Annotated in this window: 23 protein-coding genes and 9 tRNA genes; 15 read left to right on the top strand and 17 right to left on the bottom strand. The window is 43.7% G+C overall.

The window, feature by feature from the left end:
* The first annotated feature begins 2 nt into the window (after window positions 1-2).
* The 6 genes from WC227_04280 to WC227_04255 all read left to right on the top strand — a co-directional run bounded on the left by WC227_04280 (window position 3) and on the right by WC227_04255 (window position 6611).
* Complete coding sequence (locus WC227_04280) at window positions 3-272, top strand: hypothetical protein (GenBank protein MFA6963895.1); 270 nt, start codon at window positions 3-5, stop codon at window positions 270-272.
* Window positions 265-2220 carry an ATP-binding cassette domain-containing protein gene (locus WC227_04275; protein MFA6963894.1) on the top strand — a complete coding sequence of 652 codons (1956 nt, stop codon included), beginning with the start codon at window positions 265-267 and terminating at the stop codon, window positions 2218-2220. The genes WC227_04280 and WC227_04275 overlap by 8 nt, the downstream gene beginning before the upstream one ends.
* A gap of 66 nt (window positions 2221-2286) precedes the next feature.
* Window positions 2287-2362: transfer RNA gene (locus tag WC227_04270), tRNA-Pro, on the top strand.
* Between the two features lie 116 nt (window positions 2363-2478).
* Complete coding sequence (locus WC227_04265) at window positions 2479-2946, top strand: VIT1/CCC1 transporter family protein (GenBank protein MFA6963893.1); 468 nt, start codon at window positions 2479-2481, stop codon at window positions 2944-2946.
* 113 nt (window positions 2947-3059) lie between these two features.
* Window positions 3060-4844 (top strand): hypothetical protein, encoded by a 1785-nt coding sequence (locus tag WC227_04260; protein ID MFA6963892.1) that lies wholly within the window; start codon window positions 3060-3062, stop codon window positions 4842-4844.
* Window positions 4845-4955: 111 nt separating this feature from the next.
* Window positions 4956-6611, top strand: a complete 1656-nt coding sequence (locus tag WC227_04255; protein MFA6963891.1) for a hypothetical protein — start codon at window positions 4956-4958, stop codon at window positions 6609-6611.
* 79 nt (window positions 6612-6690) lie between these two features.
* Here WC227_04255 and WC227_04250 read toward each other — a convergent pair.
* From WC227_04250 to WC227_04205, 10 genes are all read right to left on the bottom strand, one after another.
* Window positions 6691-6766, bottom strand: a tRNA-Arg gene (locus WC227_04250).
* A tRNA-Arg gene (locus WC227_04245) sits at window positions 6767-6842 on the bottom strand.
* Window positions 6843-6897: 55 nt separating this feature from the next.
* Window positions 6898-6972: transfer RNA gene (locus tag WC227_04240), tRNA-His, on the bottom strand.
* A 9-nt stretch (window positions 6973-6981) separates the two neighbouring features.
* Window positions 6982-7056 (bottom strand) — tRNA-Gly (locus WC227_04235).
* Between the two features lie 113 nt (window positions 7057-7169).
* Window positions 7170-7487: an RNA-binding protein gene (locus tag WC227_04230; protein MFA6963890.1), complete on the bottom strand. Its 318-nt coding sequence runs from the start codon at window positions 7485-7487 to the stop codon at window positions 7170-7172.
* A 66-nt stretch (window positions 7488-7553) separates the two neighbouring features.
* Window positions 7554-9581, bottom strand: a complete 2028-nt coding sequence (locus WC227_04225; protein MFA6963889.1) for an ABC transporter ATP-binding protein — start codon at window positions 9579-9581, stop codon at window positions 7554-7556.
* A complete protein-coding gene (locus WC227_04220) occupies window positions 9578-11377 on the bottom strand; it encodes an ABC transporter ATP-binding protein (protein MFA6963888.1) in 1800 nt (599 codons plus the stop codon). The genes WC227_04225 and WC227_04220 overlap by 4 nt, the downstream gene beginning before the upstream one ends.
* On the bottom strand, window positions 11378-11839 hold the full coding sequence (locus WC227_04215) for a MarR family transcriptional regulator (protein MFA6963887.1): 462 nt from the start codon (window positions 11837-11839) through the stop codon (window positions 11378-11380).
* Between the two features lie 108 nt (window positions 11840-11947).
* Window positions 11948-12745, bottom strand: a complete 798-nt coding sequence (locus tag WC227_04210) for a hypothetical protein (protein MFA6963886.1) — start codon at window positions 12743-12745, stop codon at window positions 11948-11950.
* A 14-nt stretch (window positions 12746-12759) separates the two neighbouring features.
* Entirely contained in the window at window positions 12760-14037 is a 1278-nt protein-coding gene (locus WC227_04205) for a hypothetical protein (protein MFA6963885.1), read from the bottom strand.
* 216 nt (window positions 14038-14253) lie between these two features.
* Between WC227_04205 and WC227_04200 the strand changes: the two genes are divergently transcribed.
* Entirely contained in the window at window positions 14254-14607 is a 354-nt protein-coding gene (locus tag WC227_04200) for a hypothetical protein (protein ID MFA6963884.1), read from the top strand.
* 46 nt (window positions 14608-14653) lie between these two features.
* On the opposite strand, the gene WC227_04195 is transcribed toward WC227_04200, so the two are convergent.
* Window positions 14654-15367, bottom strand: coding sequence for a helix-turn-helix domain-containing protein (locus WC227_04195; protein ID MFA6963883.1), 714 nt, complete (start codon window positions 15365-15367; stop codon window positions 14654-14656).
* Window positions 15368-15542: 175 nt separating this feature from the next.
* Between WC227_04195 and WC227_04190 the strand changes: the two genes are divergently transcribed.
* Window positions 15543-16919 (top strand): radical SAM protein, encoded by a 1377-nt coding sequence (locus WC227_04190; GenBank protein ID MFA6963882.1) that lies wholly within the window; start codon window positions 15543-15545, stop codon window positions 16917-16919.
* A 201-nt stretch (window positions 16920-17120) separates the two neighbouring features.
* On the opposite strand, the gene WC227_04185 is transcribed toward WC227_04190, so the two are convergent.
* A tRNA-Glu gene (locus WC227_04185) sits at window positions 17121-17195 on the bottom strand.
* Window position 17196: 1 nt separating this feature from the next.
* A tRNA-Lys gene (locus WC227_04180) sits at window positions 17197-17272 on the bottom strand.
* A 314-nt stretch (window positions 17273-17586) separates the two neighbouring features.
* On the opposite strand from WC227_04180, the gene rny reads away from it, so the two are divergent.
* The 4 genes from rny (at window position 17587) to WC227_04160 (ending at window position 20392) form a co-directional block, all read left to right on the top strand.
* Window positions 17587-19107, top strand: a complete 1521-nt coding sequence (gene rny / locus WC227_04175) for a ribonuclease Y (protein MFA6963881.1) — start codon at window positions 17587-17589, stop codon at window positions 19105-19107.
* 23 nt (window positions 19108-19130) lie between these two features.
* A complete protein-coding gene (locus WC227_04170; protein ID MFA6963880.1) occupies window positions 19131-19910 on the top strand; it encodes a TIGR00282 family metallophosphoesterase in 780 nt (259 codons plus the stop codon).
* 27 nt (window positions 19911-19937) lie between these two features.
* Window positions 19938-20210, top strand: coding sequence for an HU family DNA-binding protein (locus WC227_04165; protein ID MFA6963879.1), 273 nt, complete (start codon window positions 19938-19940; stop codon window positions 20208-20210).
* Between the two features lie 106 nt (window positions 20211-20316).
* Window positions 20317-20392, top strand: a tRNA-Arg gene (locus WC227_04160).
* 664 nt (window positions 20393-21056) lie between these two features.
* On the opposite strand, the gene WC227_04155 is transcribed toward WC227_04160, so the two are convergent.
* From WC227_04155 to WC227_04145, 3 genes are all read right to left on the bottom strand, one after another.
* The gene (locus WC227_04155; GenBank protein ID MFA6963878.1) at window positions 21057-21266 is read right to left on the bottom strand and encodes a hypothetical protein; all 210 of its coding nucleotides are present in this window, start codon (window positions 21264-21266) and stop codon (window positions 21057-21059) included.
* A 645-nt stretch (window positions 21267-21911) separates the two neighbouring features.
* A complete protein-coding gene (locus WC227_04150; protein ID MFA6963877.1) occupies window positions 21912-22259 on the bottom strand; it encodes a hypothetical protein in 348 nt (115 codons plus the stop codon).
* Between the two features lie 220 nt (window positions 22260-22479).
* Complete coding sequence (locus WC227_04145) at window positions 22480-23280, bottom strand: replication-relaxation family protein (protein MFA6963876.1); 801 nt, start codon at window positions 23278-23280, stop codon at window positions 22480-22482.
* A gap of 314 nt (window positions 23281-23594) precedes the next feature.
* On the opposite strand from WC227_04145, the gene WC227_04140 reads away from it, so the two are divergent.
* The 3 genes from WC227_04140 to WC227_04130 all read left to right on the top strand — a co-directional run bounded on the left by WC227_04140 (window position 23595) and on the right by WC227_04130 (window position 26058).
* Window positions 23595-25679 (top strand): AAA family ATPase, encoded by a 2085-nt coding sequence (locus tag WC227_04140; GenBank protein MFA6963875.1) that lies wholly within the window; start codon window positions 23595-23597, stop codon window positions 25677-25679.
* Between the two features lie 51 nt (window positions 25680-25730).
* A tRNA-Ser gene (locus WC227_04135) sits at window positions 25731-25807 on the top strand.
* A 77-nt stretch (window positions 25808-25884) separates the two neighbouring features.
* A complete protein-coding gene (locus WC227_04130; protein MFA6963874.1) occupies window positions 25885-26058 on the top strand; it encodes a hypothetical protein in 174 nt (57 codons plus the stop codon).
* Window positions 26059-26084: 26 nt separating this feature from the next.
* On the opposite strand, the gene WC227_04125 is transcribed toward WC227_04130, so the two are convergent.
* Window positions 26085-26285, bottom strand: coding sequence for a hypothetical protein (locus tag WC227_04125; GenBank protein ID MFA6963873.1), 201 nt, complete (start codon window positions 26283-26285; stop codon window positions 26085-26087).
* Window positions 26286-26746: the final 461 nt, after the last annotated feature.

Below are 26746 nucleotides of genomic sequence, written 5' to 3'. Positions count from 1 at the left end.
TTATGAAAAGATTTCTAATAAAATTTGGCTCTTACCTCGTCTTGATTATAGGCATTATTATCGCCGCCTTGATATTGATATTCGTCATATCGCTGTTGGTTAATTTCCCTGACGCCTCGCTGCTCAAGAAAATATTGGTCATAGCTGGTTTGCTGATATCGGCCATCGCCGTTTTCGCTCTTGCTTTCTCAGTGTTCGAGTCAATGCATGATTTATTGCTCATCGAGGATCAACTCAAACAAATTTTGGCCAGGAAGAGAAACGATGACTAAACCAGTGATCAAAATTTCCGGTCTCGAGAAGACTTTTTTTGTAGGAGATCAATATATTGAAGCCTTGAAGGGTGTTGAGACTGATATCATGCCGGGAGAGTTTGTTGTCATTTACGGTCCGTCTGGTTGCGGCAAGACGACCCTGCTTAGCTTGATGGGAGGACTGGACAAGCCGACCGCCGGCCAAGTTTGGGTGCATGACCAAAACATCTACACACTTTCCGAGGCAGAACTCGCGGAATATCGTCGGACCAAAATCGGGATGGTTTTCCAGCAATTTAATTTAATTCCTACTCTTTCTGCCATTGATAATATCGCAATGCCTCTGATTCTCTCTGGAGTTGACCGCAAAAAAGCTTATGTACGGGCGAGCGAATTGCTCTCTGTGGTGGAATTGAGCGACCGCGCGAATCACAAGCCCGTGGAACTCTCTGGGGGACAGCAACAAAGGATCGCCATCGCTAGAGCACTGGTCGCCAATCCTTGGATTTTGCTAGTGGACGAGCCAACCGGCAATTTGGACGAGCCGACGGGGCTTGAAATCATGAGAATGATCAAAACCATCAGCACGAAGTGGGGCAGGACGGTCGTTTTAGTTACTCACAATCCGGATTTTCTTCACTACGGTGACAAAATTTTGCATATGAAGGATGGCAAGATTGTCAAAAGCGAAGCGACCCGAAGCGTGCTTGCACCCGATAATCTAGAAGATGATGGCTTGAAATATTTTGTGCCAAAGAAGAGGGGCTCTCTTCGTTTTCTGGAAATATTGCGGATTTCCCGACTTCATTTCATAAGCAAAAAGATGCGGACACTTCTGACGGCCTTGGGCGTAGCTTTGGGGGTTGGGTCTATCGTCACCCTCGTTTCTTTGGGGATGGGTTTGCAAAATATTACCTCAAATCAGCTTGCCTCTCTTGATTCTCTCGTTACGATAAATGTAAATGTCGACAAAAATTCGACTAAACATCTGGATCAGACCGCCCTCCTCGAGCTCAAAAACGTGCAAAACGTGACCCTAGTCAGTCCTTCGATCACTTCGACTGCCAGAATCGCCATTGATAGCAGCGCTCAGCAGGTCATCGCCTATGGTCTCGAGGCGTCAGCCCTCTCCTTTGAAGGAGTGTACGCCGTGGCAGGCGAAGGTTTTGATGAAAATGACGAGATAGTGATATCCAAAGCAGCACTCAAAAATTTTGATATCAAGGAGCCGACATCAGCTTTGAACAAGACGGTGGACCTTACGTTTTTGGTCGTGCCGAAGGATACAAATGATTTGACCAGCATTCACGAAACTACCTCAAAAAAGAAAATCGTCGGGGTTTCCAATGATGAACTTGTCGCGGCGATATTCCTACCTATCGACGAATTGGCCAAGATCAATGAGACCACGATATATAGCTCTCTCAAGGCGAAAGTGAGCGATCGGAAGCATGTGGAGGCCGCCAGGGATGCTATCGACGACCTTGGCTATCAGACCACCTCTGTCGTTGATCTAATCAAGAAAGTCGACAAGATCTTTTTTATCACAGAAATAATCTTAGGTATTATCGGCGGTGTGGCTCTGATGGTTGCCTTGATTGGAATTATCAATATCATGACCATTTCGTTGCTTGAGAGGACACACGAGGTCGGTACGATGAAGGCGATCGGTGCCACGAACCGAGACATCAAAAAGATTTTTGAGTATGAAGTTTTACTTTTCGGTCTGACTGGTTCTATCGCTGGCGTTGTTGGCGCTTGGATTTTTGGGGAATCGATCAATGCTCTGATCAATTATTTAATGCAGGTTAGCTCAATTGATGGCAGTCTCAATATATTCGCTACCCCAATGCTCTTTGCCTTAGAAATGATTGTGGTCACAACATTAGTCTCATTATTGGCTGGTGTGTATCCGGCTAGACGAGCGAGCAAGCTTTCGCCGATGGAAGCTTTGAGGTATGAATAGTTCATACCAAAGAAATATCGCGAAAAGATTGAAAAAATTCTTGATTTAATGTAAGATAATTTAGTTCGGGGATTGGCTCAGTTGGTAGAGCGCTCGGTTTGGGACCGAGAGGTCGTGAGTTCGAGTCTCGCATCCCCGACCATCACAATTATTCGCACTTTATATTTTGGATACTCAAATTGTCGCCCCTTTTTACGGGGCGATTGTCGTAGTCAATTACATCATAGGAAACGTTAGCTCATAATTATTGGGAGGCACATGGATCACTCATCAAAAATCGGTTTCAGCTTCGGTGCTACTTCTGGCATTATTACAACGCTCGGATTGATAGTGGGCTTGACTGCAAGCGATGCCACTAGGGCGGTCGTAATCGGCGGCGTTTTGACTATTGCATTCGCCGATGCTTTTTCGGACGCTTTGGGGATTCATATTTCTGAAGAATCTGAGGAAACTCACACCAAGAAGGAAATTTGGACAGCCACCCTAAGCACTTATTTCTCAAAGTTAGTGATCGCTCTCTCATTCCTAATCCCTCTGGCCTTTTTCTCCTCCACGGTTGCCCTCATCATCTGTATTGCTTGGGGCACATTACTGCTTGGTCTATTGAACTACATCATTGCGCCAAAAGATAAAAAATGGGAAACGATTTCTGAGCATCTCCTGATCGGTATGGTGGTGATCGTGATTGGATTCGTTATCGGTCAATTCATCAAAACATCGTTCTAAAGCAACCAAACACCTCACATATGTGAGGTGTTTGCTATCAGCCAGTTATTGTTCTAAGATAAGACTAATTGTTGTCCTTTGACAACGAAAATCTCTTTTTGGAGGTGTACTAATTGTTACGTTGCTTTTTCGTATTGTTACTTGTCACTCTGGTCGCCGGTTGCGGCACCAACAATAGCACTAACCTGACAAAGCCGGGCACTTCCGGCCAAATTCAGGTCACTGCCGACTCCGAAATCGACAGTTCTAAATCAATCGGTGGCATTACTGTCACTGTTCCCGCTGGTACTTTCTTGTCAGATACGTCTGTGCGTATTGACTGTGCTACTCCTACTAGCACTCCGGCGATTTCTAATTTCAAATCTGTGGGGTCAGAGCCAGAAGTTACTATTACAGTTTCTGCCGAGGTCAACGATGATATAGTTATCGACCTTCCATCGGAAGTGCTTCTCTACGGCGGCAGGACATCTGCCGTCACTGCCATCTACGGATTTTTTACCAAACTGTCAGATGGTAAATGGGCTATGATCAGCAAATTGCCTGCGACTTCGGCAGAGTACCTCAAATGGGGTGCCAAAGTCGTCATTGACCGAGTAGCCTTCTCGACCTTTGGTAAAAAGGTCACAGGCGTGATAGGCAAGTTGGGCTGGGCCAAGCCAGAAAGGAAAATGGATCTTGTCCAGGTTTATACCAATCCCGATATGACCAATGGCCATGATCTGATACTTGTTCATGGTTGGAATGCCACCAGGCACGTCTTTGATCGACTTATCGAGGCAGTCATTGCGAGCAAGAGGTATTCCAACATTTATGCCTACGAATACAGCTGGTGCGACTACATCGAGAGTTCTGGCGGGTATCTGGGGTACAGTATCAAGGTACTAGCTATCAAAAATCGGCGAATGGACATTTGGGCTCATTCGATGGGAGCGCTGGTCTCTCGTTATGCTCTGGAATATTGCAAGGCTACCAAAAATGTTCGTTCCTTCGTCTCGATTTGTGGGGCGAACGAAGGCTCAATATTGGGAAGAGTTGAGAATATCATGTCATATCTTAGGGACGATTATCTCAATAAACCGGAAAATGCTCGTGCTGGTCTATATTTGCCGGCATTCGATACTTACTCAACCGCTCAGATCGCAGCTAATAGCAGTTTTCTCACTCAACTAAATTCCGGTTTGCCCAATGTCCAGCTTGGAAACGTAAATTACATATTGGTAGCCGGTGCAGCATGGAGTGACTTAATAGTCGGGAACGCAAGTGCTTTAGCCGATCATACCGATCTGCGCCAGATGACTCTTGGAACTATCACTAAAATCACGACTATCCATGACCATGACGGGTTGATAGACACCGATGGTGGCGTTAAGGAGTTACTTAATTACGCTAGGCCGATCGCTACCGGCCAGCTTGGATTGACCATCACTCCCAGCTCCAGGATAGAAGCCTCTCCCACAGATACCGAGTGGAATTGGACGATTGCTTTGAACAATAGAGGTAATTCCGAACTCCTGGTTAAAAGCATTACCTTCGACCAATATGATGGTTCGGGCGATTGGCTCTACCTCAGCTGGTACGACCCCAGCATAGCTGCGGATGAGGTGTTTCCTTCAGCTCCAGTAGAAATGGATTTCGCTATCGCTCCAGGCGATACTGAAGAGTTAGGTATTTCCCTGCTGGCCTCCTGTGACGGAAGTTTGATGATCTCTGATTTGAGCCCAAATCTGCAGGCCCGAACTTTCATTATAAACGCCTGTTACCAGGATGATCATGGAAATAATCTCAAGGTAGATCGACATCTTGTTCTAACAATTCCAGGTGTCGGATTTTCTGCCCCAAAAACTAGAACTCGTGGCGCATATCCGGCTATTAAATTTTCCGGATTGCACAAGCGCTAATTCTAATCCTCGCCTCTCCGGCGGGGATTTTTATTTTGACTTTGAGCGTGATACAAGGTATGAAGTAATAAGCACCATTATGACTTTGAAATCTAGAAGGAGGTGAGCACAATGCCCAGGAAAGACGATTGTCTTCGGACAAAAGCATTCCAAAATCTGTTTGAAGGCGTCGCCGCCCTTCTTCCAGAATGGCATGACATTTTTGATAAAGTAGTGGAGTATGTCGTTTCCCACTATCATCCATCGCAATCTGGCATCAACGAGGCCAGAAAAAGCTTAAGTACAGTCAAGAACAAATATGGTAAATCGATATTTGTTGAGTTTCTCAAGCTCGTCAACGAACATATTTGGTTGACTTGGTATGGAGACGATATCGCAGAGTATCTTGCGACCGGCCGAAGTCAATTAGTCCATCGAGCCATAGATTTTCGTTACTCACATAGTTGCATTCGGCATCATGTCCCTCTGTCTAAGCTGATAATTGCTATAGAGCAAAAACGTGAAGATGAAATGGAAAGGGGGATCGCTTTGGCGCCAAGGCCGAGCGATATTGCCGAACCACCGGTTTTGCAAAAATACTGGGATGTTGAGAGGGCGTGGAACGATCGCAGGGGAGAATACTGCTACATAACCCTGGCTTTGGGATATGAGAAAACAAAATCTCTCTTCGACCAATTTTATGCAGAAGGCTTTAGCGGCCAAACAGTTGTCTCCTTTCTAAAGCATATTGTTAGGTCGGGCTACTATTATCGAAATACTTCTGCCGAGAACGAGGCCGAGATATCATTGGCGATTGACCTGGTACGGTCTATCGGATTATCCGTACCAGAATTTGCCGAGATTACTCTTCAGCCAATTCGTTCTCGTTATGGGACAATTGCCGAGATCACTCAAATTCTTCGGTACGCCAAAGAGTTTGAGGTTACACCTCGGTTTTTGGGATGGGTTTTTGAGTCCGCCCTGAATTTTCATCGTCGTCCCTTGTGGCGGCATGAAGTTGTCAGCGCTTTCGCTCGTTCAGATTTCAACCATCTTGCTCTTCTGAGGTGGGGCCAAGCTACAACAAGCTGGGGCTATTGGTTTAGCGATGAAGCTCGCAGAAAAGAAATCCTGCGGATTCTTTGGATAGAACACAATATTGAAATATTTCCAGCTGTGCTGGAGATACTTGAGGAGCATTTCCGCAAACTGGGATTTTCCTCGATGGAAATCCTGGCGATCAGCAGTATGGCCAGGAACCCGCTCTTTTCAAATGATTTTCTGAACGAAAATCCGCCTACCTACAAGATCAGAAATCTATTAAAAACAGTTTTTGGCCGTCAGGAGGCGATTCAGTCACTCAGTCGAATCAGAAGAGAACTTCGACTCGATTTTTCGGGAGCGTTGTTGCGTTGCGAAAATGATTCAGAATTACACAAACTATTGCATGCTTGGCCAAGGGAAAAATGGCGGATAATCTTGCGATCGATCACTCAATTTGATTTTGAAAGGACCAAGAAAGCGCTCGAAAGTATCCGCAAAGAATCGCTAGATCTAAACTTTTTCCTCCTTTCGGTAGCCGGGTCAATTCGTTGGCATGACGATGCACCAAGTCTAGGCTCTGCCTGGGCTGAGAGAATTGTTATCGCTGCTGGTGATCGTGGCAAGCAAATTCTCATTTTTTCACAATTGCCCTATGATTTAAGAATGGCGCTCAAGCGGCCAATCAAACTCTATAGGCGAATTCACTTGATGATTCAATGGCGTTTTAACGCCAGACGCGTTTGATACTACCTGCCTCTCCTCGCCTCTCCGGCGGGGATTTTTATATCAAAAAAACAGCCTTACGGCTGAATTTATTTTTTTATGGTACCCGCGGCAGGAATCGGACCTGCGACCTTCTCCTTAGAAGGGAGTTGCTCTATCCACTGAGCTACGCGGGCTGGTACGCCCTGAGGGATTCGGACCCCCGGCCTCTCGATCCGAAGTCGAGCGCTCTATCCACTGAGCTAAGGGCGCAAAATTGAGAAACAGAATTAGAAAAATTATTTTCTAACCCTTGTTTTCCAAATTCTGGGGCGGCTAACGGGAATTGAACCCATGACTGCAGTGCCACAAACTGCCGTGATAACCACTTCACTATAGCCGCCATATATTTTGGAGCGGGTAGCGGGAGTCGAACCCGCATCTCAACCTTGGAAGGGTCGCATAATAGCCGCTATACGATACCCGCAAATCTTACACGATTCTATCACAAATTGGGCCTATAGTAAACCATAAAAATAAGACTGCCTTTCGGCAGCCTTATTTTAGTAGGACTATTTAACTAAACTATAAGTTTGGTTATTAGTATCTGCGATCTCTAGAGTAACCACCCTGGCCACCAGTTCTTGGTCTCTCTTCACGTGGCTTGGCAATATTGACGACAATCTTGCGGCCAGCAACTTCTTTACCGTCGAGAGCAGCTACTGCTTTCTCGGCCATTTCATCAGTTGCAACCTTAACGAAACCAAAACCACGAGGTCTGTTGGTCTCACGATCCATGATAATAGTCGCCTCTACTACTTCGACACCGTCAATCTCTGCAAACAAAGACGCAAGTTGTTCTTGGTCGATGTCGAAAGAAAGGTTGCCGACGAACAGTTTGTTCTTTTCGCTTTCCATCTATCTCCTAAATTATCTAACACTTTTACTATACTCTCTTCTTCAGAGAATAGATAGCCCCCTGGGCTAAATATTGACGACTGGTGCGGTGAACTGACTGTTGTAAAGCTCGGCGTAGAAACCGTTTGCTTTCAGCAGTTCAACATGTTTGCCCTGTTCGATGATATTCCCGTCCTTCATGACCAGGATCAAATCTGCGTCGCGAATCGTCGAAAGCCGGTGGGCGATGACGAAACTGGTTTTCCCCTTCATCAAATTGTCCATCGCTTTTTGAATCAATACCTCAGTTCGAGTATCAACTGAACTTGTAGCCTCGTCCAAAATCAGCATCGGCGGGTTGGCCAGCATGGCGCGGGCAATCGTTAGCAACTGTTTTTCTCCCTCCGAAACATTGTCAGCTTCCTCATTCAATTCCGCATCGTAGCCGTGGGGGAGAGAGTGGACGAAGTGATCAACATGCGCGTCCTTGGCCGCTTTGGTGATCTCTGCTTCAGTCGCGCCTATTTTCCCATAAGCGATATTGTCGCGAATAGTCCCGTTAAATAGCCAGGTGTCTTGGAGAACCATGCCAAACATTTTGCGCAGGTCGGCTCGTCTCATTTCGCGGATATCGACGCCATCTATTTTGATTGCGCCACTGTTTACATCATAAAATCTCATTAGCAGGTTTACCATTGTGGTTTTACCAGCCCCCGTCGGCCCGACGATCGCGACCCTCTGCCCAGTGTGAATTTCGGCGTTGAATTTTTTGATAATAGTTTTATCTGGCTCGTAGCCAAAGACAACATTATCAAACGTGACGTTCCCGGAGACTTTCTCCAGAACAATTGGCTCTGGCGCTTCGGCTGTTTCCTCTTCTTCATCTAAAAATTCAAAAACACGTTCGGCCGCCGCCGCTGTTGATTGCATCACACTAGCGACATTGGCTGTTTGTAAAATCGGTTGATTGAATTGATTCATATATTGTATGAAAGCCTGGATGTCGCCAATATTGACTCTTCCGCGAATAGCCAAGACGCCACCGACTACTGCTACGCCGACATATCCGACGTTGCCGATGAAGCCCATAATGGGCCACATTAAGCCAGAGAGGAACTGAGATTTCCATGAACTGTTATAGAGTCGGTCGTTGATTTGATTGAATTTGGCAATTGAGCGAGCTTCACCATTGAAGACCTTCATCACGTTATGGCCGCCATACATTTCTTCGATATGGCCGTTGAGCTGGCCCAGAGAAACCTGTTGGTTTTTGAAAAATTTCTGAGAGCGGCCAACAATTATGCCAATTATTCCCATCGAGATAGGCAGGATTATCAACGCTACCAGGGTCATCTGCCAACTAATCGTAAACATCATGACCAAGAAACCGATGATCATAGTGACGGAGGTGATAATCTGAGTGAGCGACTGATTGAGTGTCATACCAACGGTATCGACATCATTGGTCACTCGGGATAGCGTTTCTCCGTGGGTTTTGGTGTCAAAATATCGCAGAGGCATTCTTCCGACTTTCATCGAAATATCACGTCTGAAATTGTAGGTAATCTTTTGGGAAATATTGGTCATGATCCAACCCTGGAGGTAACTGAAGAAGGCGGAGAGGACATATAGAATGATCAATAGAATAGCTGTTGTCATTATCTTGTGAAAATCTATGCCAGGGCGGCTTGAGAGGTCAAGGGCGCGTATCTTGTCCAGCCTGTCTGCGGGGATTTGGGCTAACTGCTGTGGCGGCATTTTCTTGAGTATTTCTGCGCCAGAGGTTCCAGTGGGAATTGTCATCCCTTTTGGCAATTGCGTTACGACTTGATCGTAAACAGTGCGGTTGATAAATCCGTCGACAATTGTGTTGGTCACGCCTCCGAGTATTTTGGGCGAGAAAACCGCGAAAAGTGTACTGGCAATTGCAAACACGAACACGATAATTATCGAGATCCAAAATGGCTTTAGATATTTAATCAAATTGGCCATCGTTTTTTTGAAGTTTTTGGCTTTTTCGGTAGCGCCGCCCATCATGCCTGGTCCGCCCATGGCGTTGCGTCCGCCTGGCATAGGACCTTTCGGAGGAGTTTGTTGGTTATTTTGTTCGCTCATAACGCCTCCTTTCTGGATAATTTAAGGGGTGTTTTAACATCCTTTTTCCCAGATGAATTATCGCTTCGGTCTAGCTCAGATTCAGAAAGCTGGGAGAGCGCTATTTCGCTATAGACGGGGCAGTCTTTCATCAAATCGTGATGACGACCTTGTCCGACAACTTTGCCCTCGTCTAGGACCACGATATGGTCAGCGTTAATAACGGTTGAAATTCGCTGGGCTACGATCAATACAGTTTTCTTCTTGGTTTCAGTCATGAGAGCATTTCGGAGAGCGGCATCAGTTTTGAAGTCTAGGGCCGAGAAAGAATCGTCAAAGATATAGATCTCCGGCTTGCGCACTAGGGCTCGAGCAATCGAAAGTCGTTGTTTCTGGCCGCCCGAAACATTGGTGCCGCCTTGGGAGATAGCCGAGGCCAATTTTTCGGGAAGAGTGTCGATAAATTCAGTTGCCTGAGCTATCTTGGCCGCTTTTTTGACTTCATTTTCATCTGCATCAGGCGCGCCATACTTAATATTGCTCTCGACCGTGCCGGAAAAGAGTGTGCCTTTTTGCGGGACATAGCCGATTTTGCTCCAGAGAGATTCCAGCTTGATTTCACGAACGTCGACGCCATCCACCAGAATTTGTCCGTTCGTGACATCATAAAAGCGGGGGATTAGATTGATTAGCGTTGATTTGCCGCTACCAGTGGATCCGACAAAAGCGGTAATCTCGCCTGGCTTGGCCTTGAAACTGATGCCCTCTAGGGCTGGAATATCGGCTCCTGGATAGCCAAAATACACGTCTTTGAATTCGATCAATCCTTGCCCGACGGCTGGCAATTTCGTTGGATTTTCTGGATCTTTGATCAGCACCTCAGTATCCAAAACTTCAGCGATACGTTCTGCTGATACGGCTGCTCGTGGCACCATGATGAAGACCATTGTCAGGAAGAGGAAAGCCATTATGACTTGCATCGAATATTGCATGAAGGCCATCATATCTCCGATCGCCAAACTGCCAGAATTTATCAAATGAGCACCAACCCAGATCGTCAATAGTGCGGCGAAATTCATTATCAACATCAACATCGGTTGCATGATCACCATCAATCGATTCACGAAAAGATTCAAGCCAGTCAAATCTTGGTTGGCTTTATCAAATTTATTTTCCTCGATTTTTTCGGTATTGAAGGCTCTAATAACCCTGAGACCTGTTAGGATCTCTCGCATTACCAAATTCACTTTATCAACCATTTTTTGCAAGATTTTGAATTTAGGCAGGGCAATGACGAAGAGGGTGCCAATCAATAGCGTTAAAACACCGACGGCCAGCGCGATAATCCAAGTCATCGATGGCGCCATCTGGTAAGCTTTGATAATCGCGCCGATTCCCATGATCGGTGCCATCAGGACCATCCGTAAGACCATGATGAGTACCGTCTGAATTTGAGTTATATCGTTGGTAGTTCTTGTCATCAAGGACGCAGTCGAAAATTTGTTAAATTCGACAAGTGAGAAACTTTCGACTTTGGTAAACAATCGTTGTCGCAAATTGGCAGAAAATCCGGAGGCGACGCGAGAGGCAATATAACTTACGACAATCATACAGGCGCCACCCAGGAGAGAAACTAGGAGCATTTTTGTTCCTGTGCTCCAGATCAGAGAATTATTTTCGACCACAATGCCCTTGTTGATAATCTGGGCCATATAATCTGGTAGCTTCAGATTTGTTTGGACCTGAACGTAAATTAAAATCACCAACAAAATCAGCGACCAGGTATAAGGTTTTAAGTATTTTAATATTTTTAACATTTATTTGTTCTCACTTTCTATATTTATGTCTATTTTATCGCTTACTAGTTTTTTGCAGAGGGACATAAAGGTTGCTAATTCGTCGTCATCTAGCGATTCAAACAGTGTGCCAGCATGCGCCATCCCAGCTTTTTTCATATCTGCAAACTTATCTCTCATCTGGGCGGATAATTTTAATTTTATCGCCCTACGGTCTGTAGGGGAAGTTTCACGAATTAGAAAACCGCGAGTCACAAGAGCGTCGACAAGCTGAGTCGCGGCCGGGCTAGAGATGTGCATTTCTTCGGCGATTTCCTTGACCCCGATGCCGTCGTTTTTTTGCACTAGGTGGAGGACGAGCCACTGCGAGCCCATGATATTCAAGTCGGCGGTTTTGGCAAAATTGACCATGTTCATACTTTTGCGTTTGATCAGATGAAAGGTCTCCAGAATCTCTTCAATTGTTTTTTTGCGGTTAAACATAAATTTTCTGTGAATTTAGTTAAGATACTTATATAATAACTAATTAAATAATTTTTGTAAATAAAAATCCCCCCGAAATAATATCGGGGGGAAAGTAGTCTTGGCCAGCTATTGTGCCGGCCGTGGTATTTGCACTTGGTCTACCGCACTGGCGACCGTGGGGGCAAGCGAGTTACTGTAGAAATTCGGAATGTCTGTGTATGTCTCTACCGGCACCAGGAACACCAGAAATTCCGGTGCGTTCTGGTCGTCTCCGCCGGTAGTTATGTCCGTTGACCAGGCCCCGAGGTTGTCGGGATAGGTCATATAGCTGGCATAGGTTGGCTTATTGCGCCATTTACCGTCAGTGCCGTGCGAGAACACCGCAACGACATAGTTGGCGGGATTTACTCCGCCAGTGATTTTACCAGTCAAATCGGCTGTGCTACCGAATGCCGGGGGTGTATCGACTACAAGAGTCGGTGTGCCTTCATGGACGATGATGTCAATATTGACCGTCGAGTTGGTCGGTGTGGCCGTAATATTGGCGTCGACAGTTTGACCTGTTGTCACCGTGACCTTTGTGCTCCCGGTGTATAGGATATTCCCAGCTGCATCGAGACCGTCAAAGGTGACTTCTCGATCGTTACCTGGTTTTACTTCTGGTACCATCACGGTGACAGATTTATTCGCGATATCGACCGCCGCGTCCGCGGTCAGGGTGGTCATGCCAGCGCCCGCCACAGTTACTCTTCCTTTCTTTATTTCGGAGATAGAGCGACTTGTGGTTGCGACATGACCTGGTAGAGCGATCATGACACGGACGTTGCCGTTAGCGACCGGCGGTTTTTCGCCACCACCGCCACAGCCGGCCAACATGAGTATGCCGACTATTACAGTTATAATTCCGGCAAGATATTTTTTCATGGTAGTTTCCTCCCTCAAAACCAGATTTTGTTTATCTCTGGCTTCGCTACCAGAGTGTTATAGAATAAGCCCCAATGGGTGCCTACACCGTTCGGCTCGCCGGTTTTCCACGGTTCGTCAAACAGTTGGAACAGAAAGTATTCTACTCCATTGAGCTGAGCCCAAGGGACGAACACTTGGATGAAGAGACGCTGAGCCATTTCACCTGGGATTGCTTGTCCTTTTGTGCCTCCGGCGGTTGGAAAACCGACTTCAGCGAGAACAATTCGTTTGCCCGGGTATAACGACTTCATTTTTTGGTAATGATCCGCGATCGCGACCATAGCATTGTCGACCGAAAGGCCGGCCCAATAAATATGGTCGTGATACGCGATGACATCGCATACCGCTGCCAATTCTGGCCTGCCTTGGCCGGAATTGTACCAGAAGTCGTACGTATCGGCGGTTCCGATCTGAGCACCTGGGCATTTCGTACGAGTGCTATTGATGTACGTGATCAGATCGGCCCCATTGGGCGGCAGACTGGACATCGACATCTCGTTGCCTACGTATATAGCGCTAACTTCTGGATATTTTGCCACGGTTGCCGCCGCGGCATTGATCTCCGTCTGATTGTTGGCTTCGTTCGGACCAAGATTGATGCCAATGGTGCAGGGTATGCCTGCGTTCACATTGACCGCAACCATTCGTTCGTCGGAAGAGTAGATTCTGGTGCCTGAACAAAGTCTTGTCACGATATTACCCTGATCCGAGATCTGCTTATCCGTAGGTCTGTCATGATTGGGGTCCTGGCCTTCTATAGTGTGTGGCCCCCAGCAAGCAAATAGTTTGCCAAGCCCAAGATAGACATTGGCAAAGGAAACCCTGACCGATATCCGCGATTTGCCATCGCCAGAGTATAGGTCAACTGAGATGTTGTTGGTCGCCGAAGTTCCCGGTGCCACGTCCGCCAGTTTCTGACCGGCGAATTGAGTTGCTCCGTTGGCATCTTTGGCAACTACTTTGAACAGTCTGTTGACGCCATTTGGTACTTGGAGCTGGCCGTCCCATTTGCTGGTGGCGGCGTTGTAAGTCATGTCCTGGCTGATTGTCCCATCAATTTCAGGACCGGTCACTGTGATTGTGATCACAGAGATCCATTGATTTCCACCAATTTCTCCATTGGGGATTGAGACTATGGAGTCTCGGTTGTCTGCTGGAGTTGGGGACACCAGCGATTGTCCATTGCCACCGCAACCGCCCAATATAATGGACAGTGCGAGAGCGAGTAACCAAAGGGATAATTTTCGCATCGAAGTTCCCTCCTTCTTGTGCGAATATGCGCAAAATTTGAACTTGAATATGTATTTGTCAACGTGCGCCCGATGTAGCCAATTAATACTCTGATTCGGCCATTTTGTCAAGGAGAATGCCCCGTTTTACATACCAAAAAGATGACGGAGCGGTTGACATTAAACTAAACCTGGAGTAATAAATGAATCAGCTATTCCAATCTGAAGGAGATTGAAATGTTAAAAATTAATTTGCACGAAGTGAATCTTCTTGCACAAATGTGTCTTGACTCGTACGAAGGTTATACGCCTGGACAATTACTGACAGCAATGCTCTTCCATGAGCCAATCGAGCATGTCAGACTCAAGGATAGGTGCGAAATTGATGCTCTCGGTGTCGTTAAATTATCTGACCGTGGTAGCGAGCTGCTTTCGGCAAAAACTTGCGTCTCAAACTGGATGGAACGGCCCAAAAAGCTTGAGGAAATGATTCGTGACGAGTACCACTATTCCATGACAGAAAGACAGAGACAACTCTGGAGCCGCCGTATCGGTCCTCAGCCTCACTACGATCAGTATTACAAAAAGTAAGTTTTCAATCAGCCTTGCGGCCTGCATCTTTGCCAGGTCGCAAATTTTATTTTTTAGTTTCTTTAAGCTCCGACCAATAGGCATCGAAAAATGCAGTAAGTCCTTCAGCGATTTCTCTGTTTTCGATCAAAACGCCGGTGATCCATCTCTTGTGAGAAAAAGCCACAACTTTATTGCCAGAAATCATAAAAGTCGAATCAAACGGTTTTAACTTCTTTGAGTATCGGACTTCTCGAAACCCCGTTTTTCTTTTATGCGCAGCTCCTGTATCGGGATAGATAACCCTAGCGGGTATTTTTGCCTTTATTCTTTTCTTGACAAAGGAATCATGAGATTCAATGCTTTGTACCAATTTATCTGGCCAAGAAAAAGCCAATATTTCTTTCCGTTCTTTTAAAAGCTCATCTTCGAGATTTTTTATACCTTCTTTTCCCTCAAAATATTTAATTTTAGGTCGCTCCATCGCTTCTTTCTCTATCTGCTCGAGTTCTGGCAATAATTCCTCGATTTTTTTCTTCTCTTGAGCGACGAAATTTACTAATCTGCTTGGGGATTCGGCAATATAATAATGCTTACTGCCTTCATAAATTTCGCTCACCAAGCCTTTGCCGATCAGTGTTTCTAATAGTCGATAAAGATTAGTTCGTTTATCATTGGAAATTTTAGCCAACTGAAGCACGGTTGACCTTTTTAAACTAAGCAAATTCTTGTATGCCTCGAACTCTTTTTGGCTCAAACCGTTGATTTGTAAATTATCCATTTTGTCCTATTTTTAGACAACAATTAACTAATTACCCTAGAGTAATTTGCATAATATGTCAATATCTGTCCAAAAAGTTGTATAAAAATATAATTGTATTAATATAAAGTGTTCCATGGATTGGAAAATTTTTGCTATGGAATAGCACATTCACATTTTGGTGGGAGGTATTTCTATGTCAGTAAAAAAGAAGGTAATGTTGATTAGTTGCGGTTCGGGCCGCAAAAACTTATTTGGCAATGCACAATTACCAAATTTGGGATTACTTTATATCGCAACGACGTTTCAGGATAGTGGCTTCGACGTAGAGGTTGTCGATTTGGGCTTGGCGCCGTTAGCTATGGAAGAGATCCTGGATAAAACTAAAACTTGTAATTTTGTTGGCGTAAGTTGTATGACTTGGACACTAGATGAGGCAAACAAAATTGCATCGGCAATCCGGGCAAAAAATCCCAACGTCGGTTTAATAGCTGGCGGCAGTGGAGCAACGTCAATGCCCAGTTATCTCATCCCCAATTTTGATTGGGTATGTATTGGAGAAGGAGAAAATGCTGTAAGAGCAATCGTGGGAGGCAAACAAGCAAAAGGAATTGTTCACACTGACAGGGATATGGCTTGGACGGGCGTCCTATATCCATCTCGAGACAAAGGAATGTTGCCCTTTCTGCATATGCGCGATATATGGCCACTTGAAATTGGTGATCAAGCCCCAACTTCAATCTCTGGGTCACGAGGATGTCCTTTTGATTGCTCTTTTTGTGAGTCACGAGAAGCGTGGCAAGGTAGAGTAGTATTTCGAGACCCGATCAAAGTGGTCGACGAAGTAGAATATTTGGCGGGTCAGGGATACCGATCTATCGATTGGGATGATTTGAATATCAACCTAAACCATGAATGGTTGTTAGCAATTTGTGCAGAGATGGTCAACCGAGGGCTACACAACAAAGTAGTGATGGGCGGACTTTTTAATCCTGCTTTGCATCACTCAGATGAGCTGATTCCAGCAATGCGTGAGGCGGGTTGGGGAATGCTGTCCATCGGCACCGAAAGCCCTACCGAGAGAGAACGCCAAGTAATGGCAAAACAGCATCAAGATGAAGACCCCGATGCCATTTTCAAGCTTTGCCTCAAGAACGGAATTGCAACTCGATTATTGATGATCATCGATGTCCCGGACCAAACCATTAATGATATTGGCCGATGTGGGGATTGGATAAAATCTTGCTCGGCGACAGGATTCAGGTGTTCACATTTCACACCTTTCCATCAGTCAGCAAGTGGCAGGGACGACATAATACGATCAATGATAATTGACCACAATCTGGCACATTGGGACACAGTCCATCCTGTTCTCAGTGTTCCATATGATTCTGTCGCCGCCAGACGGTATCTGATGGAATCATTCTTCTTCAACGCCTATCTTAAAAACAGAAAAATCTTGTTAGAAAAATTTCCTGAATTTAAGATCGGATATCGGCGATTGGAATCAGAATCAGGTTTCTTAACAAAAAATAACCTCGTTTTGCCAGAAAATCGCCTTGGTAAAGGTTAGTTCACATTTCAAGCCAGCTTATTGATTGCAAAAATCATAAGCTGGCATTTTTTATTCAAAATAAAAACTCCATCCGAAGATGAAGTCTTTATTTTGGTAGCCCCCATCCTTCGCTTAAGCTACGGACGGCAGGGCAAGGGGAATCTTCGATTCCAAGAAATTTACCAAAAAAATAGCTCAACCGAAGTTGAGTTATTTTCTTGGTAGCCCCAAGGGGAATCGAACCCCTCTTACCACATTGAAAGCGTGACGTCCTAACCACTAGACGATGGGGCCATGGTGGGTCGCCTGGGACTCGAACCCAGAACCAATGCCTTAAGAGGGCACTGCTCTACCAATTGAGCTAACAACCCATTACCATATTTTCTAATGCTCTACCAATTGAGGGCCAAAGGAGCCAAGGGCTACCCTTCGGGTCCACCCTTCGGGTCTAACAACCCATGTGAAACTCCTCGTATAGTATCAAATTTGATGCCAAATGGCAAGGCTAGTCTGGTCTTGATTATTATGTAGACCAATTTGCATTTTCTATACGAAAAAGCTATAATCAGCATGTAATTTTATTAATTTATGAAAAAAATATTCTCATATATCAATCTAGGAACTATTACTCTGGCTAGTCAGATCAAGCTGGCCTAATTTGATGTTGAGAATTTGAAAGGTTTTTATGATCGAGGTAATTGTTGGCCTACTCGGGCTAGCGGCAGGTGGTGCCGGTGGTTATTATGGCTATCGCTACACTACGAAAGGTAAGGTTTCTTCAGCTCAGGCCAAGGCTGATAAAATGATCGAGGACGCGAAGACGAAGGCAAAAGAAATTTTGCTCGAGGGCAAAGACGAGGCGCTCAAAGAACGTGATCAGGCCAAGAAAGAGTATGAAGACAAGAGTCGTTCACTGGACAAGACTGAGAGTGATCTTCGCCGTAGAGAGTTAACTATCGATGGCCGTTTTGACGAAGTCGAGAAGACACGCAAGGATTTATCGAAGAAACAGGAAGAGATTGAGACTATCAAGCAAACATTGCGTGATTTACGCAAGAAACAGGAAGATTCGCTTGAGCGTATTGCCAAGATGACCAAGGAGGACGCCAAGAAAGTTCTTCTGGATTTGGTTGAGAAAGAGGGCAAGGAAGACTTGGTCAAGAAGATGAAAGAAGTCGAGGAATATGTCCGAGATTCTGCAGACGAAAAAGCCAAAGAAATTGTCATCTCTGCTATGCAGAGAATTGCGGCCGAAACTACTGCTGAGACAACTGTTTCGACAGTTCAGATTCCTAGCGACGAGATGAAGGGCCGAATTATCGGACGTGAAGGTAGAAATATTCAATCATTCGAGAAGGTGACTGGAGTTGATCTGATTATTGACGATACTCCAGACGCTGTTGTTATTTCTTCCTTTGATCCTGTCCGTCGTGAAGTCGCTCGTGTCACATTGGCCGAGCTAGTAGTTGATGGTCGAATTCACCCAACCCGAATCGAGGAGGTCTTCGACAAAGCCAAAATCAAAGTTGCGGCTGATATCAAGAAATCTGGTGAAGAAGCGGCCTATGAGACTGGTGTTACTGGTTTACCGCTAGAAATCATCAAAGTCTTGGGTCGTCTCAAATTCCGAACTTCATTTGGCCAAAACCAACTCCAACATGCAATCGAAGTTTCTCGTCTCTCTGGCTTAATTTCAGAAGAGCTCGGTGCCAATACTGCTTTGGTCAAGAAGGCTGGTCTTTTGCACGATCTTGGCAAAGCCGTAGATCATGAGGTTCCTGGCTCACATGCCGTCATCTCTGCTGATATCATGCGCAAATTCAAATTGCCTGCAGATTTGATTCACGCCGTCGAAGCCCATCACGAAGATGTCCCGATGGAAACTCCAGAGGCGGCTATCGTTCAGATCGCCGATGCAATCTCTTCTGCTCGCCCTGGCGCTCGTAGAGAGTCCCTCCAATTCCACTTGAAACGTTTGGAAGATCTAGAGCGTGTTGCTACATCTTTCGAAGGCGTCGAGAAGGCATATGCTATCCAGGCTGGTCGAGAAGTTAGAATTCTGGTCAAACCTGATAGTGTTGATGATCTCTTGGCGGCTAAATTGGCCAAAGAAATTGCCAAGAAAGTAGAAGAAGAGGTTCAATATCCTGGCCAGGTCAAGATTCAAGTTATCCGTGAAACTAGAGCAATCGAATTCGCTAAATAATTTTAGTAATGGTAAAAGAAACTATAAAAATTTTATTCATCGGCGATATCGTCGGGAAACCCGGTCGACAAGTCGTTGCCAAATTACTTCCTTCGCTGAAGAAAGAGAAGAAGATTGATTTTGTTGTCGCAAACGGCGAGAATCTCTCTTCTGGCAAAGGCATGACGAAGGAAAAGTATGACGAAATGTTACGAATCGGCGTCGACTATTTCACTTCTGGCAATCATATCTGGGACAACCGCGACATCATCCCTTACCTCAAAGACAAGTCAATCAAGGTTCTCCGACCTGCAAATTATCCTTCAAATTGTCCGGGCGAAGGCTTCGCAACTTTTGAAGTTAACGGCCACAAGGTTACTCTGATCAATCTGCTCGGTCAGGTTTTCATCCCAGTATTGTCCGAAAGTCCGTTCAAGGTAGCAAAGGAAATTGCAGATGAAAATAAAGATTCAATTGTTCTTATTGATATTCATGCTGAAGCGACAAGCGAGAAAATCGCCCTTGCGCATTATCTCGACGGCCAAGTTTCAGCTGTGATGGGCACTCATACTCATGTTCAGACCGCAGATGATACCATTCTCGAAGAGGGGACTGCATTTCTCTCTGATCTCGGTATGTGCGGACCCAAAGATTCCGTTCTGGGTGTCGAAAAGGGCATCATTATCAAGCAATTCTTGACAGCGCTTCCACAATCGCATAAAGTAGCCGTAGGAACTACTATTTTTAATGCGTGTCTGGTTGAAATCGATACTAGGACGAAAAAGGCAGTTTCGATAGAACGCATTTACGAAACAGTTAAATAGCAATCATAAGGAGGTGAGAAAGGAAGCATGAACAAAAATGAACTAATCAACGAAGTTGCCAGGAAGACTGGTCTTTCTCGCCGCGAGGCTGAAGTAGGGATTCAGACAATGCTTGACGCAATTGCCAAGGAGCTGGTTGGTGGCAACAAAGTGACTCTGACAGGTTTCGGAACTTTCGACATCGGTAAACGCAAGGCAAGAGTTGGTGTAAACCCACGAACCGGCCGCCAGATTCAAATCAAGGCCACCAAGATGCCACGTTTCAAGCCAAGCAAGAATCTCCGAGTCAAGATCAAATAAAAATCAAAAACAAACTAAAAAAGTCCCATCTAGGGACTTTTTTAGTTTGAGAGCTCGAAATTTAATTAAAATTGTGATAATTTATATCTAAGAAGAACTACAATTTGCCCGCGTAGCTCAGTGGATAGAGCGAAACACTCCTAACGTTTAGGTCGCAGGTCCGATTCCTGCCGCGGGTACCAAATGAGCACCCATCGTTGCCAAAAGCCAATATTTGGCTGTAGAACTCACTAATTTGTGGGTTGGAATAGTCATTTTTGTCCCAGACCAATCCAGAGGGGAATATCGAACCTAAGAGCGTACGCTTCTCCTGAAGTTCAGAATCCAAATAAGTTTGAACAAGGTTTCCGAGTTTATCTTTGACAAACTCTGTGATCTTTTCAAGATTATATTTCTCTAATACTTCGTCGTCTTTGGCAGCCACTGCTGCCTGGATCTTCTTCTCGACAAGCTTGTTTTGTTCTTTGTATACCTCGTCAGAATAGACCCCTGCGATATTTTTCTCGATCAGAGCTTGGCGGAAGGTGTAAAGCTTCTGAAGCTCTGTATCTGCCTCTTTTCGTCTTTGTTGTAGCGTGGAAATCCGCTCATAATATTTCCTTCGTAAAAAGGCGTTGAAGAGTGAAACTGCTTTCTCTTTCAGATTAATCCTTCCTAACTCTTTTTCCATCGCAGCCTCAGCTTTTTTATCTGAAACGTTTTCTTTTTCACAGCGTTTCTGACAGAAATAGTAATGGTATTCTCCGCCATGTCCGTGACTTTTAGCTCCAGTAAACGAGCCACCGCAATGTTTGCATTTAATAATCCTTCTCAGTGGGAAGTTGGGATTATCACGGTTTCTCTTGGCTAATGGTAAAGCAATTCTCGTGTTACGGCCATCCAAAATTGCCTGAACACGGTAGAATTTTTCCTCAGAAACCATTGGGGGATGCTGTCCCTGAATCTCATGGCCATACTTTTTGGAAACAATTTTGCCAGTGTAAAATTTGTTTCTAAAGATTCGACTAAGTTGTTGGTGGCGAAGAATACACCTTCTGCCGTTTCTGGTACCACCATAGATTCCTTTTGCGCTCAATATCACGGCCATCTCCTTTAGGCTTTTATCGCCAGTCGCCATCAGATCCCAGCCCTCTTTCATTGTTTCGAAAGTTTCATGATCTTTAATTGCATAGCCGTTTTGGTTGGTATAGCCGATCGGAGCATAACCACTGGGCAAGCCAGCCATGAATCTTGCCTTCATGCCGTTTTTAGTTCGCTCGCTTCTGACATCATTATCCATTTGAGCAAAGCCAGCCAGCATTGTTTCAACGAACTTTTCAGTCGGACTATTGCCGGTCGGTTCTGTGGCAGAAATCAGTTTGATGTCACATTCGGCCAGCTTCTTTCGGATAGCTAAATAGTCCGCCGTTTGGCGTGAGATTCGATCAAGCCGATAAATAATAATGGCATTGATCTCTTTCTTGTGTGTACGGCAAAATTCCAACATTTCAATAAGTACGGGCCGTCCGGTGATGGTCTTGGCTGATCGGCCTTCCTCTCGAAATGTATGATAAATTGTGAGGCCTCGCTTGCTTGCCTCTTTTGAACAAATTTCTTCTTGTGTATCCAGAGAATAGTTTTCGACCTGCTCCTCAGTTGAGACGCGCAAGTAGATTACTGCATTTTTTGTTTCTTTTTCTTTAAAGCCAAACTGATCCATTTTTACCCCTCTCTTAATAACTGGCCTAATGTTTTCCCATTGAATGTTTGTTTTTCAAAAGTATCCAACCAAGTGTCAAGTAAGAATTCAAATTTGGTCAGGTATATTTCCAGTTCTTCATCTGAGAGATTACTGCCGACTTCTCCTAAAATACGTCTTGCCTTTGTTATTTTGGCTTCCTCTTGGTGGGTAGGGAATATAGAGTCAAGAGTTATATTCTGGCGAGGACGCTTTTCAACTGTTTCACGCGAGGGATTAACCAAGATAGTGGATACAAATTCAGCCGCAATTTTATTGCTAGTCGAAACTGTCTCAATAGGATTAAAAAGTTGTGTTTGACATGGCACCATCTCACCCTCCTAACTATCTCTGTAATGTATAGTTATATACTATCACACACATGGATAGTGTCAAGAGAATATAGGGCTACTTTATCAACCAATAAACAAGTCCTAGAGATGATAAATAGGTGTCTAATAATTAGGTAATTTTAAATAAATACACCTGCGCTAACAGGTTGAGCTATCTTTGAATACTTTGATCGTTAATAACACTAGATATTATTTCAGTCTAAGCTTTCTCCCAAATATCACTGCCTGATTCATTTGATTTGAGGTTTTCTAGTAGCGCAAACTGAATTGTGAAATCAGCATCCGGATATTCATCAGCTCTGAGCCTTCGGGCATACCTCTTGGCATAAATTAGTAAGTACATTGAATGACAGACAAAAAGTACTGTTGGGAATTCACCCTCTATGTTATCCTCCCAGTCATTGGAATAATACAGATCAAAGTATCTTTTGATTTTGTTTCGAACCAAGATGAATGAAGCATATCTCTCAATAACCTCTAATAGATAATACTTTGTCATACTTTTGCTACTGGCTCTCGTAGCAAAAAGAAGTTCCGGCTTAATCTTGGCCTCTGCCAGAAAGCTATACTCCGAATATGGTTCAGCCAATTCGGTTTTGGTAATAACTGAAGTATTCGCCGCTTCCTTATTCTTATCTAGAAAACCTAAACTAAGATCAGCAAGTAAAAGGGAATCAAGAATGTAGTGTTCCGATGGACCAATCACTGCTTCTTCTGCTATTTTCGGAAAATATCGGGGAGTGATGAAATATCGTTTTGATAAATACGCAAGGCTACTGGATGCTAGATAATAGATAGAAGGTCTTGTTCTTTCGACATAGCCGTTTGACCAAATTCTTTTTATGCATTCTTTTTCTGTTAGGTCTTTAAGCCAGCTGTTTATTCTTCTGTGATCTTTATGTTCTAGAAATGATTGTATTTGGATTCTGTTTAGGAATTTGTATTTGTATATGAGAGTTAGTATTTCTTCTTGTTTAGTTGTTATTGTTTGTATTGTCATGTTTTTTTGATTGATTATTTTTGAGATGAGTATTTACACTTTTCCCCTAACCTACCTAACCATTATATGTGTATAGGATAGGTGCTAAAATATTTTCAGATTTAGCTTCAAAAGCCCTCATTTTTTGCCCCAGATGACTGGGACAAATGAATGGGACAAAATCAGATACCAATTGAGACAGTTTTAACACAAAAAGTAGAAGCAAGTAAACAGTTACCTCAGTATAACAGTTACAGTATGTTGACAGGTAAGACTACAATGATATGCTAAAAGCAAGCAATTTAGCTCAAACCATTATCTACAAAAGGACAAAAATGAAATTAAAAAAGTTCTCCGTTAAAAACTTTAAATCAATCAAAGAAATAGGCGATCAAGTATTTCATGACGACAAGATTAACTGCTTGATCGGACAAAATGGTTCCGGTAAATCAAATATATTATATGCGTTATATTCTTTAAAAAATAATAAATTCCTGGTCGATGATTCCTTAAACGAAGATTCTGAAATTACAAAAAATAAAGTTATTAACCTAAGTGCTGAGTTTTCTCTCGAGAAAGAAGATGAGGATAAGCTCAAAGAAAAAGGTTTCACGGGAGTTAAAGGGTTCGAGCTAAGCGTTCAAAAAAGTGAAGGTGGTGAGGTTTCACAGGAGATCACACCGCTTGATTACAAGGACGAGAGAGTGAAAAATTTGAAAGTAATTGCGAAGGATTTGGGTCTAGAAATAAAGCAGTTGATGATAGTTGTTCCAGAGAAGGCCATCGCTGATCCGCAAACACCTACAGCAGAACAGCCGCCTGAGATAAATACAGCCGAACAATCAACTCAAGATATTATTTCAAAACTAGAACAAGCCAAGTCCGATATTGAGGCCAAAATAAAACTCGCCATTGTAGCTGATGATTTAGATTCATATACAAATTTAAGAACCGAGCTACAAAACTTTATTGTATTAATTGGAAATCATGAAATAGAAAAGTCTTCAGTCGATATTCTTTATAGCGATTACTGTGAGGTCATAAACCGAGATATTTCCTTAGCGATTAAAGAAATCTTTAAAACATTATCCATAAACTTGCTTGATCTTGATTATGCGGTCGAGGGAACAGCACCAATAAAAGACTTGTTAGACGATACTAAGCACCCTTTTCTCTTTGATCTACTAAAACTATCAGGAGTTTCCGCAACGGACTTTTCTTCTAAGATCGGGAGGGCACTAACTGGTTTGCAAAATAAGTCATCAGAGACGCTCACTGATGAAATAAATAAGTATTGGCTGACTCACAACCTAATATATCGCATTGAAAGACACGATAGCCATTTGTGCTTTTTCTTTTTTACCAAGCAGGGCGCACAGATAGAGCTAAATAACCTTAGTGAAGGTGAAAAATGGTATCTTAAATTTTTCGTCAAATTAGCTATCGCTAATAAGGAAAACAAGAAGATAATTTGGCTTTTTGATGAGCCAGGACAAAACCTTCACGCCTCCTCTCAAATTGACCTTAAAAACTTTTTTGAAGTTAATACGAAAAATTCACAGATTATTTACACTACTCATCAGCCAATGATGATGCAGTGGCAAAGATTAGAAAGATTGTATGTCGTTGAAAACATAGAAAAAGTCAAAGGCCAGAAAGTGTACGGGAGTACACTTCACCAGAGGTTCTGGAGAGATTCGCAGCTAGTTTCTCCCCTTCGACAGGCGTTAGGTTTATTTATTGGCGAAGAGCTTCTGACGGGCAAGGAGCATATTGTGATCGAAGGAATATCGGATTATTTCTTTCTAATTGGATGGCTTAGGTATTTCCAAGAGAAAGGTGGTGTTAGGTTAAAATGGTTGCAGAGTTATGCTGACGAAACAAGAACTTTTGTGCCCGCTGATGGCAAAGATAATATTCCGCTTTACTGCCTATTTCTAACTCGTAAAACCAAGAATAATGTAAAATGTGTTGCAATTCCTGACTCAAAGAACGATTCAGATCAGATTAAAAAAACTCTTGACGAATATGGTCTACAAAATATGAAAGAGCTCACGAAAGATCTGTCCGCAATCAGCGGTCATGCAGATTTAAAAGACATCGAAGAGCTATTTGATCCAACAGAGTATCTTGATGAAGTCATTGCTTATTATGGTCAAAACTATCCAACTGTAAAGTTCGCAAAAAATTTCGTAACTGGTTTTGATGGTAAAGTTAAATTAATAAAACACATAGAATCTTCGCTAGCCAAAGAGAACCCTGAGTTATTCCAAAAACCAGGAATATCATTTGATAAGGTTGGAGTCGCACAGTACATTCACGATAAGCTTGTTTGGGATGGCTTTAAATACTCAAAAACGGCCGAGGATAATTTTGAAAAGATTTTTACAGAGATTGAAAAGCTATTTAAGAAAAAATAAGTTTTTATCCTTGAATCTAGGCTTAATCTGATATAAAATTAAGTGCAATGGTGGCATGGCGGAACGGTATACGCTGCTGTCTAGAAAACAGTTGCCGAAAGGCTTGAGGGTTCGAATCCCTCTGTCAAGAGTTCTTTTCTCTCAAAGGATTCTTGGTAGAGGGATTTTTTATAAGCCAATCGAATTAATTTGTTAAAAAATAATAATGAAATATAAAGTTTGCGATAAATGTGGCGAGTTTGTAACGAAAACCGGCATCATCTCGAGTTCACCAACTCTGAGTAAAGGTGCCGGTCTTTTTGCCAAGTGTAGAAACATAGAATGTGGTAAACTTTTTTCTCGTGCAGAGTATGAAAAATTAAAGATCGAGCAGTTCTAAAATTAATTTGTAACGTACTCACGCTTTTAATTGCTTGCGACTAGTGCTAATATCAAGCTAACGCTATAGGAAAGGGGCAAGGCGATGATTGAATGGATCACGCTCAACTCGTTCAGTGCCACACTCATCGGCTGCAACTTGGCAATACCAGCGCTGGCGTTCCTGGTAGCCGTTTGCAGCCCCAAAGCGGCCAGATGACCGCTTCGTCCGCGGGCAGGAAGGATCACTCAAGATCCTCTTCCTGCCCGCTTTTTATTTTGTACTGGTTGCCAAGCACTCCCAAAAACAATAGAATATGGTTATGTTGATCACACTTATTAAAGATAGTTTTGCTAAATATCTAATGGTGCTTGCCGTTTTGGCTGTGGTCATTTTTTTGTTTCTATCTCTTAGTCATTGTGTGCCTGGACTTTGTACTGATAACGGTAGCCAACAATGCGGCCGGTCAGTTTGCCTCGGGGAAAGTTTAAGCCAGCACCTTAGTGAAAAAGCATTTAATTTAAGGAACGTTAGCTTTAAAGATATTTTCTCACTATCTTTTCTGTCAATAATCTCACCGTTAACTGCCATTTATATAATCATTACGCTTAAACCAAGTCACATTAAAGACACAAGAAAATATTTCTTTCAAAAATTGTTCGATTATTTGCTCCAAGCATTTTCTGACGGCAGGTTAAGGCCAAAACTC

It is taken from the genome of Patescibacteria group bacterium, from assembly GCA_041671645.1.
Taxonomy (GTDB): Bacteria; Patescibacteriota; UBA1384; order XYA2-FULL-43-10; family 1-14-0-10-43-13; genus JBAZBD01.
This window is presented reverse-complemented; position numbering and strand designations above follow the sequence as displayed.